12 protein-coding genes are annotated in these 13,096 nt (G+C 72.6%); 7 read left to right on the forward strand and 5 right to left on the reverse strand.

The genetic code is table 11. The features are described 5' to 3' along the window. Positions 1 to 45 precede the first annotated feature (45 nt). The 5 genes from DGO_RS15705 (at position 46) to DGO_RS15725 (ending at position 4,794) form a co-directional block, all read left to right on the forward strand. Positions 46 to 546 (forward strand): DUF4188 domain-containing protein, encoded by a 501-nt coding sequence (locus DGO_RS15705; RefSeq protein ID WP_014695537.1) that lies wholly within the window; start codon positions 46 to 48, stop codon positions 544 to 546. A gap of 63 nt (positions 547 to 609) precedes the next feature. Then, positions 610 to 1,674, forward strand: coding sequence for a spore photoproduct lyase family protein (locus DGO_RS15710; RefSeq protein ID WP_014695538.1), 1,065 nt, complete (start codon positions 610 to 612; stop codon positions 1,672 to 1,674). Positions 1,675 to 1,728: 54 nt separating this feature from the next. Continuing rightward, positions 1,729 to 3,123, forward strand: coding sequence for a DEAD/DEAH box helicase family protein (locus DGO_RS15715; protein WP_014695539.1), 1,395 nt, complete (start codon positions 1,729 to 1,731; stop codon positions 3,121 to 3,123). After that, the gene (locus DGO_RS15720) at positions 3,110 to 4,369 is read left to right on the forward strand and encodes a DUF790 family protein (RefSeq protein ID WP_014695540.1); all 1,260 of its coding nucleotides are present in this window, start codon (positions 3,110 to 3,112) and stop codon (positions 4,367 to 4,369) included. Before DGO_RS15715 ends, DGO_RS15720 begins: the two co-directional genes overlap by 14 nt. After that, positions 4,366 to 4,794, forward strand: a complete 429-nt coding sequence (locus DGO_RS15725) for a hypothetical protein (RefSeq protein WP_014695541.1) — start codon at positions 4,366 to 4,368, stop codon at positions 4,792 to 4,794. Before DGO_RS15720 ends, DGO_RS15725 begins: the two co-directional genes overlap by 4 nt. A gap of 375 nt (positions 4,795 to 5,169) precedes the next feature. Here the strand turns inward: DGO_RS15725 and DGO_RS21255 are convergent, their stop codons facing one another. Further along, positions 5,170 to 5,883: a hypothetical protein gene (locus DGO_RS21255; RefSeq protein WP_014695542.1), complete on the reverse strand. Its 714-nt coding sequence runs from the start codon at positions 5,881 to 5,883 to the stop codon at positions 5,170 to 5,172. Positions 5,884 to 5,913: 30 nt separating this feature from the next. On the opposite strand from DGO_RS21255, the gene DGO_RS15735 reads away from it, so the two are divergent. Further along, positions 5,914 to 6,666, forward strand: a complete 753-nt coding sequence (locus tag DGO_RS15735) for an amidohydrolase family protein (RefSeq protein ID WP_014695543.1) — start codon at positions 5,914 to 5,916, stop codon at positions 6,664 to 6,666. Beyond that, positions 6,623 to 7,315, forward strand: coding sequence for an amidohydrolase family protein (locus tag DGO_RS15740; RefSeq protein WP_043804149.1), 693 nt, complete (start codon positions 6,623 to 6,625; stop codon positions 7,313 to 7,315). The genes DGO_RS15735 and DGO_RS15740 overlap by 44 nt, the downstream gene beginning before the upstream one ends. On the opposite strand, the gene DGO_RS15745 is transcribed toward DGO_RS15740, so the two are convergent. From DGO_RS15745 to DGO_RS15760, 4 genes are all read right to left on the reverse strand, one after another. Next, complete coding sequence (locus DGO_RS15745; protein ID WP_014695545.1) at positions 7,245 to 8,180, reverse strand: Bug family tripartite tricarboxylate transporter substrate binding protein; 936 nt, start codon at positions 8,178 to 8,180, stop codon at positions 7,245 to 7,247. The genes DGO_RS15740 and DGO_RS15745 overlap by 71 nt on opposite strands. Positions 8,181 to 8,297: 117 nt before the next feature. Beyond that, entirely contained in the window at positions 8,298 to 9,176 is an 879-nt protein-coding gene (locus DGO_RS21260; protein WP_014695546.1) for a prephenate dehydratase, read from the reverse strand. Positions 9,177 to 9,382: 206 nt separating this feature from the next. Then, the gene (gene chrA, locus DGO_RS15755; protein ID WP_014695548.1) at positions 9,383 to 10,558 is read right to left on the reverse strand and encodes a chromate efflux transporter; all 1,176 of its coding nucleotides are present in this window, start codon (positions 10,556 to 10,558) and stop codon (positions 9,383 to 9,385) included. A gap of 60 nt (positions 10,559 to 10,618) precedes the next feature. After that, positions 10,619 to 13,000, reverse strand: coding sequence for an acylase (locus DGO_RS15760; RefSeq protein WP_014695549.1), 2,382 nt, complete (start codon positions 12,998 to 13,000; stop codon positions 10,619 to 10,621). Positions 13,001 to 13,096 lie beyond the last annotated feature (96 nt).

Consider the following 13,096-nt stretch of genomic DNA (forward strand, 5'->3'; position numbering starts at 1 on the left):
ACCATCTACCCTGGACGGAAACCCTGGATCGACCTGGAGGACACCATGCCGCAGCCTGCCCCGCCCCACAGCCCCCGCCGCCTGACCGCCGAAGTGGACGGGACTTTCGCCGTGTTCCTGATCGGAATGCGGATCAACCAGCCCTGGAAGGTCTGGGCCTGGCTGCCCGTGATCCTGGCGATGCCGAGGATGCTGCGCGAGCTGGGCGAGCGGCCGGACCTGGGGCTGCTCGCCACGCAGATGCAGGGCGGCCTGCTGGTGCAGTACTGGCGCGACGTGCAGAGCCTGAACGCCTACGCCCGCAGCCGGGACCACGCCCACCTGCCCGCCTGGCGCGAGTTCAACCACCGGGCCCGCCGGGCGCGGGGGGCCGTGGGCATCTGGCACGAAACCTATGTGGTCGGGCCGGGGCAGTACGAGACCGTGTACGTGGACATGCCCCGGTACGGCCTGGGCCGCGCCGGGCGGCTGGTCGAGGCCGGAGGCCACCGCCAGAGCGCCGAGGGACGGCTGCGGGGCGGCCCGGCCGACGCCCGTCCGGCCTGACCCGGCCCGCGCTTCGTCTGCCCGCTTGCCTTCGCGCGCGGCCCGGCGCGCTTTACTGCGCGGATGTCCACGCGCGCTCCCCTCGACCTCCGGCAGATCTATGTCGAAGCCCGCGCGGCCGCCCTGCCCCGGGGGCAGGAGATTCTGGCCCGCTTTCCGGAGGCCGAGCGGATCGAGGTCGCCTCCCACTGGAACATTCCGGGGCTGCACGGCAATGCCGGACTGGTCCGGGACTGGCTGAAGATCAAGCGGCAGGTGCTCGTGCTGGGCACCCGTAAGACCCTGACGATGCGTCCCAACGGCCGCTCGGCGGACTTCATCGCGCCGGGAATGGCCAACGGCTGCGCGCTGGCCTGCGCCTACTGTTACGTGCCCCGGCACAAGGGCTACGCCAATCCGGTCACGACCTTCGCCAACATCGGAGACGTGACGGGGGCGCTGGAGAGGCACGCCCACCAGCAGGGCCGCAAGCCGCAGGCCAACTCGGTGGACCCCCACGCCTGGGTCTACGACCTCGGAGAGAACAGCGACCTGAGCGTGGACGCCCTGATCTCGGACAACGTGCGCGACCTTGTGACGCTGTTCCGGGGCCTGCCGAACGCCAAGGCCTCCTTCGCCACCAAGTATGTCAACCGGGAACTGCTGACCTACGATCCGCAGGGCCGGACCCGCCTGCGCTTTTCGCTGATGCCGGCCCAGACGGCCCGCGTGGTGGACATCGGCACCTCTCCCATGCACGAGCGCCTCGCGGCGATCAACGATTTCGTCGAGGCCGGCTACGAGGTCCACCTGAACTTCTCGCCCGTGATCGTCTTCAGGGGGTGGACGGACGCCTACCGCGAGCTGTTCCGGCAGGTGGACGCGGCGCTGTCGGCCAAAGCCCGGGCGCAGCTGGCCGCCGAGGTCATCTTCCTGACGCACAACGCCGGGCTGCACGAGGTGAACCTCGGCTGGCACCCCAGGGCCGAGGACCTGCTGTGGACGCCGCAGTGGCAGGAGACCAAGCGCTCGGAATACGGAGGCGAGAACCTGCGCTACCGCCGGGGCCTCAAGGGCAAGGCCGTCGCGCACTTCACCGAACTGCTGCGCCGGGAGCTGCCCGGCTGCCCCGTGCGCTACGCCTTCTGAAGCGTCCACTGGCTTCCGGTTCGGCCGCGCCGTTTCCACTAGGGTGAGCGCCTGATGGTCCCGACGCTGCGCCTCGACCGGGGCACCCTGCTCATGAGCGAGGTGCCGGAGCCTGCCGCCGCCCTGTTCACCTGGGACGACCGCGCCCAGGCCTGGCGCGCCCCGGGACACGCCTACCGCGCCGTCATGACCGCGCTGGGCCAGACCCCCGTCCGTGACGAAGCCGCCGCTTTCCTGAAACTCGACCTCGGCTACGCGCGCGAGGTCCAGCCCTATGCCCACCAGCAGGAGGCCCTGGACGCCTGGAAGCGGGCCGGGCGCCGGGGCGTGGTCGTGCTGCCCACCGGGGCGGGCAAGACCCTCGTGGCCCAGCTCGCCCTGCGCGACACGCCCCGCAGCGCCCTGATCTGCGTGCCCACCCTGGACCTCATGCACCAGTGGTACGCCGGCATGCTCGCGGCTTTCCCCGACGCCGAGGTCGGGCTGCTGGGGGGGGGCAGCAAGGACCAGACGCCCATCCTCATCAGCACCTACGACTCGGCCGCCATCCACGCCGAACAGCTCGCGGGCATCTACGCCTTCCAGATTTTCGACGAGGCGCACCACCTGCCCTCGGACTTCCACCGCAGCGTGGCCGAACTGGGCCTCGCGCCCTACCGCCTGGGGCTGACCGCCACCCCGAAACGCAGCGACGGGCGCGAGCAGCACCTGGGCGAGCTGATCGGCCCGGTGGTGTACCGCGCCGCGCCGGAGGACCTCGCGGGCGACACGCTGGCGCCCTACCGCGAGGTGATCGTCAAGGTGTCGCTCAGCGCGGCCGAGCAGCGCCGCTACGACGACCTGCTCCAGACCCGCAACGACTTCCTGCGGCGCAGCAACATCCGCCTGGGGAGCATCGAAGGCTGGAAACGCTTCGTCATGAGCAGCGGCACGCCCCAGGGCCGCGTGGCGATGCTCGCGCACCGCGAGGCCCGCAGCCTGGCCTACGGGACCGAGGGCAAGCTCCGGGTCCTCGAGGAGATCCTCGCCAACCACCCCGCCGAGCGCACGCTGATCTTCACCGACGACAACGCGACCGTCTACCGCATCAGCCGCGAGTTCCTGATTCCGGCGATCACGCACCAGACCCCGGTCAAGGAGCGGCACGAACTGCTGGAGAAGTTCCGCGCGGGCCGCTACCGGGTCCTCGTGACCAGCCGGGTCCTGAACGAGGGCGTAGACGTGCCCGAGGCGTCGGTGGCCGTCGTGCTGTCGGGCACCGCGACCGAGCGCGAATACATCCAGCGCCTGGGCCGCATCCTGCGCCGGGCCGAGGGCAAGCAGGCGGCGCTGTACGAGGTGGTCACGGAAGGCACCACCGAAGAGCGGGTGAGCCGGCAGCGCCGGGGCCAGTGGCAGCGCGCGCCGGGCGGAACACCCGGCTGGGAGGACGTGAATGCTCCCCACTGAGCTGCTGATGTTCAAGGTGCGGGCGGGCCTGGTCACGCCGCGCCGCCTGAAGGTCACCCCCGCGAATGTCGCCCTGGCGGGGCAGGTCATCGCCACCTTCGAGGACAACGTGGGCAAACGGCGCGCCGACCTCGACGAGGACCTGCGGGCGCTGGAGGCGGGCCGGGCGGACTTCAAGGTGCTGCGCGGGCTGGCGCACCTGCTGACCAACGGGTCGAGCACCTTCGGGACCGGCGGGGACGTGCCTCCGGCCGCCGTGCGCGCGCGGGTCTTCGCGCTGGCCCAGAGTGGGCCGCCCAGCCGCCACCGCCGGGGGCAGATCCTGGAACAGGCGGCGGCCGCCCTGACCCGCGAGCGGCCCCTGGCGGCGGCCGACGTGGCCGAGCTGCTGTATGCCGACCTGCCCGACCAGCAGCGACTGGAGGCCTTCGAGCCGCCCTCGCCCGAGGACCTGCTGCGCCGCTTCGACCTCGCGCAGGCCCAGGGCATGCTCTACCGCGCCTACAGTCTGGTCATCACGGCGCGGCGCAACGAACCGGCGCGGTACAAGCAGCTGCTGCAATACACCAAGTTCTTCGGGCTAATGCTCACGGTGGAGGGCGACGCCACCTTCGGCTTCACCCTGACGATGGACGGCCCGACGAGCCTCTTCGGCGGTACGACCCGTTACGGGCTGGCGATGGCGAAGTTCCTGCCCGCCCTGCTGCACGCGACCAGGTGGGACCTGACGGCCAGCCTCAAGCCCCGGCGCGACCTGAGCTGGACCGGCAAGGCCGAGGCCGAGTGGCTGTTCGAGCTGACGAGCGAGGACGGTTACGTCAGCCACTACCGCGAGCCGGACGAACACGACAGCGCGCTGGAATCGGGCTTCGCGGGGCGCTTCGCGAAGGTGGACACCCCCTGGGTGCTGGAGCGGGAGGTGGACCTCGTGCCGGTGCCGGGATCGGTGATCGTGCCGGACTTCCGGCTGGTGCACCCGGACGGCCGGAGCGTGCTGGTGGAGATCGTGGGCTACTGGCGGCCGGAATACCTGCGCAAGAAGTTCGACCTGCTGCGCAAGTCGGGCCGGACCGACGTGATCGTGTGCGTCTCGGAGCGGCTGAACCTGGAGCGGGCGGGGGTAGACCCCTCAGACTTCGGCGAACGGCTGATCTGGTTCAAGGGCGTGCTGCCGCCCAGGGACGTTCTCGCCCTGGCCGAGCGCCTGAGCGGCGGCCCCGCGCCGCAAGGAGCAGACCGGCCATGAAGCGCCCCACCCTGTCCCCGAACGCCAGGACCGTCTGGGCGGCGCTGCTGCTGCCCGCACTGGGGGCGGCGGCCTGGACCCTGCGGCCCGCGCCGGACGACCTGTACTGTGTCGCGCGGCCCGGCACGCTCTGGAACGGTCTGGCCCCCGTACCCGACGGGCTCCGGCCGCGCTGCCCGGCCTCGGCCACGTACCGGCGCGAGGTGCAGGGCGGCCTGACCCGCGTCGAGCAGTACGTGGCGCCGGGCTGGCAGCCCCGGCTGCTGCTGGAGCCCCTGAAACGGGCGGGGTACGTGCTGCTGGAGGACGAGACGCGGGGCGACCGGCACTACTCGGTCTTCCTGGGCCGCAGCGCACCGGCGCAGCTGTACTACACCGCCGTGCCCGAGGGGCCGAACACCCTGCTGACCCTGAGCGGTCACTGACGCGGCGGGTCCGTTCCGGACTGACCCGTACATGCAGCGTGCCGAGGCCCTCGCCCGCCGGGAGGTCCAGACATCCGCCGCGACCTGCTGGCACCGAAGGGCCCGGGAAGGCGCGGCGGCTGGCGCGGCCCTGCGCCTGAACGCCGCTCTGCGGACCCGGTGGACTTCGGTGCAGTTCAGAGTCCGGAATCTGGTCCTCGCGCGACTTCTTCCCCGTGTCCTGGCTTCGGGGTGGCAGGCGTGACCCATCCCTGCCCCCACACCGACCTCGCCCACGCCCTGGCGGCGGCGTATGGGGGCCTGCCCCTGAGCCCCGCGTCGCCTGCGGAGATACACGCTCACCAGATCACGCCGCATCAGGCCGGCCGGAATCCCTCAGGGCCGCAACAGCCCGCGCGCCTCGTCCGTCTCCAGGGGCGCGAGGCCCACGCGCAGCAGGTAGGGCCGGCGCTGCTCCGGCGTTCCGGCGCGCGACAGCTCCCTCGCCCTCCGCATGAGCCGGATGAACTCCGCCTGCACCTCACGGGCGGCAGCGTCGGTCAGCTCGAACAGCGGCGCTCCCACGAGGACGGCCGCCTGTGGCCCGGACCACTCCTGAAGAGGATCGGTGCGCTTCGCGGCGCGGTCGCCCTCGTCCAGGCGGTAGCCGGGAGCCTCGGGCGTGACATACAGGCGAATGCCCCACTCGCGGCCCGAGGCCCTCAGGGCGCGGGCGAACTCGCGGGCCGCCGCCCTCTGGAACAGGTGGTCGAGTCGCGCCGCCCCCGGCCCGCGCCACTCCCCGAAGTCGCTGGCCTCCGTGTTCAGGTGGTTGACGAAGAAGGCGTCCGACACGGCGCGGTAGAACCGGATCCCGCGCCCCCCACGTTTCTGCACGCGCCCGACCCGCAGCAGGCCCGCCGCGCACAGCGCCTGCACGTCGCGGTGCAGGGTCCGCAGGTCCAGCCCGGTTTCGTCGGCCGCCGCCTTGACGGTGTTCTCGCGGCCCAGGAAGGCCAGCAGCACCCGCCGGGAGCGCTCCCGCATCAGCAGGGTGACCGCCCGGGGGTCGGTGACATCCAGAAAGCTACTCTCACTGCCGCCTGTCATGGCGAGTAGGTTACGCCGCAGGCTGTGGGCATGACGAACGAAACCCTCCGCGTCTTCACCGGCCACCTCTGGGACGGCCTGAGCGACACCCTGCTCCGGGACGCGGCGGTGGCCGTGCGCGGAGACACGGTCGTCTTCGCGGGACCGCGCAGCGCCCTGGACATCCCCGAGACCACCCGCGTCACCGAGACGGGGGGCGTGCTCTTGCCCGGCCTGATCGACCTGCATGTCCATGCCCGCCCCGGGTATCTGGGCTGGTTTCTCGCGGCGGGGGTGACGACCATCCGCGACGCCGCCAACTCCCTGGACCTCGTGGCGGCGCTGCGGGGCGCGCAGGACCCCTCGCCCCGGGTGTTCGCGGCCGGGCCGCTGCTGGACGGGCCGCGCGCTTTTTTCCGTCAGTTCGGGCCGGGCGCGGTCCACGAGGCCGGCGACGGTCACGAGCGGCGGGCCGGGGCCTGGACCGTGCGGCACCCGGACGAGGCGCGCGCGCAGGTGCGGCGGCTGGCGGACCTGGGGGTCACGCACGTCAAACTCTACGAACAGCTCGACCCGCAGAGCTTCGCGGCGGCGGCGGCCGAGGCGCGGCGGCTGGGCCTGCCCGTCATGACGGACCTGGGCCTCGCGGGCACCCGTGGCCTGAGCGGCGCCGAGGTGGACGCGCGGCAGGCCCTCGCGGCCGGCGTGCGGTCCATCGAACACGTCAGCGGCTACGCCCTGGCCTACCGGCGGATGGGAGGTGACCCCGCTGGGCCGCACCCTGGACCCGGCCCGGCTCGGTGAGCTGGCCGCCCGGACCGTCGCGGCGGGCACGGCGCTCGTACCGACCCTCAGCGTGCACGAGGGCCTGGCCGAGGAGGACGCGCCCGATCTGGGCCAGCTGCCGCTGGGGACGCTGGAGGGCCCGGTCATGGCGGCCCTGCGGGCACAGTGGGCCCGGACGCACCCCCTCGGTGCCGGGGCGCGCAGGGTCGCCCGGGCCGACCGGCGCATGGCGCACGAAATGCTGCGGCGGGTCGCGGCCCTGGGGGGCACTGTGGGCGCGGGCACGGATACCCCGGCCAGCGCCTTCAACCTGCCCGGCGGGGGCCTGCACCGCGAACTGGAGCTGCTGGTCGCGGCGGGCCTGAGCCCCCTTCAGGCGCTGAAGGGCGCGACCTCGGCCGCCGCCCGGATTCTGGAGCGCCCGGACCTGGGGGTCCTGCGGCCCGGCGCGCTGGCCGATTTCGTCGTGGTCGCGGGCAATCCCCTGGAGGACGTGCGCAGGACGCGGGAGCTGCGTCTGGTCGTGCGCGGCGGGCAGGCCCTGAGTCCGGACGCCCTGCGGGACACGGCCGCCGCGCATGACGTCCCCGCCCAGCTCAGTTCGTCAGGCCGAGTTCGCGCAGCAGGCCCTGGACCCGCAGTTCCTCCCGGGTCAGGAACACCGTGAAGGGCGCGCCCGGCTGGAAAAACGAGTTCTGCTTTTCCGCGAAGAGCAGCGCCCGCCAGTCCCCGCTCAGCGCCATGCGGCTGAAGGTGCCGTTGAGCCTGGTGCGGGCCTCGCCGCTCAGGCCGGCCGGCGCGAAGATGCCCCGCCAGTTGACCAGCTCGGCGTCCACGCCCTGCGACCTGGCCGTCGGCACGGCGATGCCGGCCACCGCTTCCGGCGCGCTCAGCGCCAGGGCCCGGACACGCCCGGCCTTGATCTCCGGCTCGGCCACGCCGTAACTGCTCGACACCACGTCCAGTTCGCCGTTCATCAGGGCCTTGAGCCCCTGAAGGTTGCCGCTGCTGGGCACCCACTTCAGCGTGCGGATGTTGCCGCCCCCCGCCCGCAGCACGTCGCCCGTGAAGAGGTGGCCCGCGCTGCCCACCGAGGCCCCGCCGAAGCGCAGGCCCGGATTGCTCTTGTAGGCGGCGATCAGGTCCGCCAGCGAGCGGTACGGGCTGGTGCTGGGCACCACCAGCACCTCGTAGTCGTTGACCAGCCGCGCCACGGGCGTGAGGTCCTTGAGGCTGACCGGGCTGTCCTTGCTCAGCTGCATGGAGGCGATGGTCGTGAGGCCGAAGACGACGAGCTGGTTGGCCTTGCCGCGCTGGCCGCTGGTGAAGCCGCGCAGGCCGGTCACGCCGCCCTCGCCCGGCACGTTGTAGACCGTGGAACCGGGCGCGAGCTTGGTGCGCTCCAGCGTGGTGGCGACGTTGCGCGCGAGGGTGTCGTAGCCGCCGCCCGCGGTGCTCGGGGCGAGGATACGGTATTCGGCATGGGCGGTGCCGAGCACGCACAGCGCGCTCAGGATCAGGAACTTGTTCATGGAGGTCCTCGGAAAATGCAGCCCTGCCCGGCCCCCGGAGGCCGGCAGGCGGAAGATGCCCCGGCCGCAGCGAAAGGCGGCCGGATCGGGATCAGGATGTGGGGAAGGGGCGGGCGCTCAGTTCTTGCGCCAGGCACCCAGCAGCAGCGCCTTCTGCGTGCCGCTCACCGTGCGCTCGACCCGGTCGAAGGGGTAGCCGTACGCGCTGTCGAAACCGAGGACGAAGCGGTAGCCGCCCAGGCCGCCGCCCAGAGGCCAGCTCTGCACGTTGCGGGCCGTGAACCCCAGGGCCCGCAGGCCGCTGACCAGTTCGCCCAGGGCCGGGCTGGCCGCCGGAGCATCGAGCATGACGACCACGCGGTTGGGCAGCTTGGCGGGGAAGGCCTGACCGGCGCGCTGCACCGCCCAGAAGGAAGTCGCGTTCGTCTTGTCGTCCTGGATGTCGGCGGCCAGCACCTCCAGCCCGTAGACCCCGGCGGCGGCGGGCGCACTGATGGCGGCGGTGGTGCCGTCGCCCTTGCTCACGGCCTCGGCGGCGGCGGCCGTGCTGGCGACCTCCTGACGGGCGACGTTGGGGAAGGTCTTGGCGAGGTAGCCGGCCGACTGCTTGAAGGGCTGGGGGTGGCTGATGATGGTCTTGACCGCGCTGGCGGGCGTGCCGGGCTTGACCAGCAGCGTGTTGCTGATGGGCAGGGCCAGCTCGCCGACGATGCGCCAGCCCGGATCACCCTTGGCGAGCAGGCCGCTCGTCTCGGTCACGAACGCCCCGACGCTGTTCTCGTTGGGAATCAGGCCGTACTGGCTCTGGCCGGTGGCGACGGCCACGCTGACCGCCGTGATCGTGGGCAGGGCCTGCCCGACCTTGAGGCCGGACTGCGCGGCATAGAGCTGGGCGGCCTGGTCGCTGTAGGTACCCTTGGGCCCCAGATAGTCGAGCGAGGCGGCCGAGGCCAGCGAGGACGAGAGCAGCAGGGCGAGGGAAAACAATGTGCGCATGGGGCGACTCCTGAACAAGACGAAGGGAAGGCAGAGTGCTGGAACACGGTGGAAGGCGCGGCCCCTGGAGGCGCAGCGGCTGACCGGCCCGGTATCATACGCCCTGCCGTTCTTTAGGTTTCTGCGGCTCGGCGCGCCGCACCTTCTGTCAGACCGGCTTCCCCGAAGCTGACGCCCAGGTGAAGACCGCCCGCGCCGGGCCGGCCCTACAGCGCCAGCGCGCCCAGGACGGCCGCGAGCGCCACCACCAGCCATACCGGCCAGTTCAGGACCTCCAGCAGCGCGAAGGCCCCCAGCACGGAGGCGAATTCCGCCGCCGAGTGGACCCCCGCCGTGAACACCGGCGAGTACAGCGCCGCCAGCAGCAGGCCCACCACCCCGGCATTCACGCCCCGCAGGGCGGCCTGTGCCGGGGGCCGCTCCCGCAGCGCGCTCCAGAAGGGCAGCGCCCCCGCCACCAGCAGGAAGGAGGGCAAAAAGACCGCCCCCAGGGCCAGGCCGGCGGCGGTCAGGGCGGGCAGGCCCAGCGTGCTGACCGCCCCCAGGTACGCGCTGAAGGTGAACAGCGGCCCCGGCACCGCCTGCGTCATTCCGTACCCGGCCAGGAAGGCGTCGGGCGTGACCCAGCCGCCGCGCACCACCTCGGCCTCCAGGAGGGGCAGCACCACATGGCCGCCGCCGAACACCAGCGCCCCCGCCCGGTAGAAACTGTCCACAAGCGCCAGCGCCGGGCCGCCCAGCGCGGCGCGCAGGACCGGCAGCAGCGCCAGCAGGGCCGCGAACACGCCCAGAAACGCGGCCCCCCGACGCCGCGACAGCCGGACCGGCAGGCCGGACGTGGCCCGCAACTCCGCCGCAGGCAGCGCGCGCCACCCGATGAGGCCCGCCGCCGCGATGATGCCCACCTGCGCCGGCGCCTCCGGGAGCAGCAGGGCCGTCACGGCCGCGCCCAGCGCGATCAGGAGGCGCGGGCGGTCGGGGGTCAGGGTGCGGGACATTCCCAGGACGGCCTGGGCGACGATCGCCACCGCGACGATCTTCAGGCCGCGCAGCCATCCGGCGTCGCCCACGTCGCCGGCCGTCCCCACCCCGAACGCGAAGGCGACCAGCAGCGCCGCGCTGGGCAGCGTGAAGCCCGCCCAGGCCGCCAGCGCGCCCCACAGCCCCGCCCGGCTGAGGCCGAGCGCCATGCCCACCTGCGACGACGCCGGACCGGGCAGGAACTGGCACAGCGCCACGAGGTCGGCGTAGGCCGCCTCGTCGAGCCAGCGGCGGCGCTCGACGAATTCCGTGCGGAAGTAGCCCAGATGGGCCACCGGACCGCCGAAACTGGTGAGGCCGAGCCGCAGGAAGATCAGGAAAACGTCCAGCAGGGCAGGCATGCGGCCAGCCTAGACCAAAGGAGAAGCCGGCCCCCGGCGCGGCCCCGCCGGGCGCTGCCCCTACTCCTCGAGGCGCAGCGCGGTCGTGGCCGGATCGGCCCGGATCTCTGCGGGCGTGAAGGGCAGCGTGACCCACTGCTTGCGCGAGAACAGCGCCGTCTGGTCGGTGTAGTGCGCCGAGGCGGGGTCCGTGGACTGCGAGTAGGTCAGGAGCGCCTGCGCCACCGGCCCCGTGTCCCCGAAGGTCACGGTCTGGATATAGCTCGAACTGTTGCCGGTCACGCCCTCGTAGCCGGCCGGCGACAACGCCGGAGGCTCGATCTTGTTCAGGACGCCCTCGTAGTCCGGTGCGCCGTGCAGCGGAAAGCGCACGCCGTTGCGGGTGACGCCCTGCACGGTCCCCAGCGGCGCGTCCAGGGCGACGCCGTTGGCGCGCAGGGTCTGCGCCGCCTCCCCCATCGCCTGGAGCAGTTGCCCCCGGACAGCCGCGTCGCCGAGGTTCAGGCCGCGCGGCGTGCCGACCGGGTCGGCCGGGCTGAAGGCCACGGCGTAGACCCCGCGGATCTGGCGCGCCCGGTTCCAGAATTCCCGCCACAGGACGGCCCCCACGCTGTCCAGGTCGCTGCGCCGGTCCCAGGCACCCAGCACCCCGCAGGCCGCCCCCAGGTCCACGGCCGCGCCCGACGCGAGCGTGACCGCCGGCTGGTCGCGGCACAGCCGCAGGGCGTCGTCGGCCATCAGCAGACCGCTGAGGTTGCGGTCGGCGAAGAGCGTCTCCTGAAGCGCCGCCAGGTCGAAGGGCCGGCCCGGCTGCGTCCCGTCACCGTCCAGGCGCGCCCCGATCTCGCGCAGGCCCATGCGGGTCCGCATGCCCAGCGGCGCGTTCGTCGCCCCGACGATGGGATCGAGGCCCTCGATCCGGGCGCGGGGGTTGGTCATCCAGGCACTGTCGTTGCTGTTCTGCACGTAGTCCTGCCGCACGAGCACCGGCTGACGGGCCGGCGCGCGCAGGCCGGGCACCCGCGAGGCCGGGTCCACCGCCCAGTCGCAGGCGCTGCGCGACCCGTCGAGGACCGCCAGGCCCGCCGCCGCGAACAGGGGCGCGAAGGGCGCGGGCGTGCAGGCCGCCTGCTGCGCCGCCGAGACGTTCGGGGAGGTCGAGATGTCGGCGTACAGGGCCAGGCCCGCCCGGTCGGCAGCGATGGTGTTGACCCAGGGAATGCCCTGAAGGTCCAGGGCGGCGCGGATGTCCCCGGTGGACCGGGCCTCCCCGAAGCCCAGCCAGGTGTCCACCATCCGCGTGTTGAGGCGGTTGGCGTCGCGCAGGACGAAGGCGTTGCGCGCCGTCCAGTTCAGGCCCGCCTGCGGCAGGTTGACCAGGGGGCCGTCGGGCGTGAAGTGCAGGGTCCGGCGCTCGATCCGCAGGGGTCCGACCCCACCTTGGCGCACGCGCACGTTGACTGTCCGGGTGGTCATGGCCTGCGGCTGCCCGTCTTTGAGGTACTGCGTGGGCTGACCGGGCACCAGGGTCAGGACGCCCAGGGTAAAGCGCTTGTCGGTGGAAACCGTATGCGTCCAGGCCACGTCGCGGTTGAAACCGATGTTGACCAGCGGCATTCCGCCCAGACTGGCCCCCATCACGTCCAGGCGGCCCGGGACCGTGAGGTGCATCTCGTAGAAGCGGTTGGTGGTCGTCCAGGGAAAGTGCGGGTTGCCCAGCAGCAGGCCGCGCCCGTTGCTGCTGGCCTGCGCGCCGAAGGCCCAGCCGTTGCTGCCGATGGGCAGGTCGTTGATGCGGTGCTGGCGGTTGAAGGCCTCCAGGTCGGCCGGAGGCACGCTGCCGGTCGGCGCGGCGGGCGGCTGGGTGCGGGCGATGGCCGTGACGAAGGACCCGGCGCTGGCCTGGATGGCCTTCTCCTCGAGCAGGCGCATCACGTCGGCCTCGGTGACGTTGCGCACCCAGGGCGCGTCGCGGCAGGCGGCGGGCCGCGCGGCCGCCGGGGTATCGCGCAGGAAACGGTTGACCCCGGCGGCGTACCCGCGCATGAGCGAGCGGGCGTCGGGCGAGCCCTGGGCGTAGCCCCGCCGCAGCGCCGGCACGTCCATCATGGCCTGGAAAAACACGTCGCTGTCGAGGTTGTTCACCTGCTGGAAGCCGACGGTGGCGCTGCCCTGCGCGCCGAAATACAGCGAGCGCTCTCCGCGCACGGTGACGACCTGATCGGCCAGCAGACACAGGTTGTCCTGGGCGTAGCTGTAGCCCACGCCGTAGCCGAGGCTGGCGAAGTCGCCCGCCTGGATGTGCGGAATTCCGTAGGCGGTCCGCTGGATGTCGACCTGATACCGGGGGGTGGGGGCGGGCTGGGCGAGGCCCTGTCCGGCGAGCAGCGCCAGACAGAGGGCGAACCAGGGACGGGCCTGGGTGGACCGGGATATGGGCATGGACGGGTCTCCTTCTCGCCGCTCCCGGCGCGGCGACGATCGATTGTGCGTCCGCCGATTGTAGGCAGCCTGCGCCAAAAGCAGCGTCGGAAACTT

The sequence above is a fragment of the Deinococcus gobiensis I-0 genome, from assembly GCF_000252445.1.
Taxonomy (GTDB): domain Bacteria; phylum Deinococcota; class Deinococci; order Deinococcales; family Deinococcaceae; genus Deinococcus; species Deinococcus gobiensis.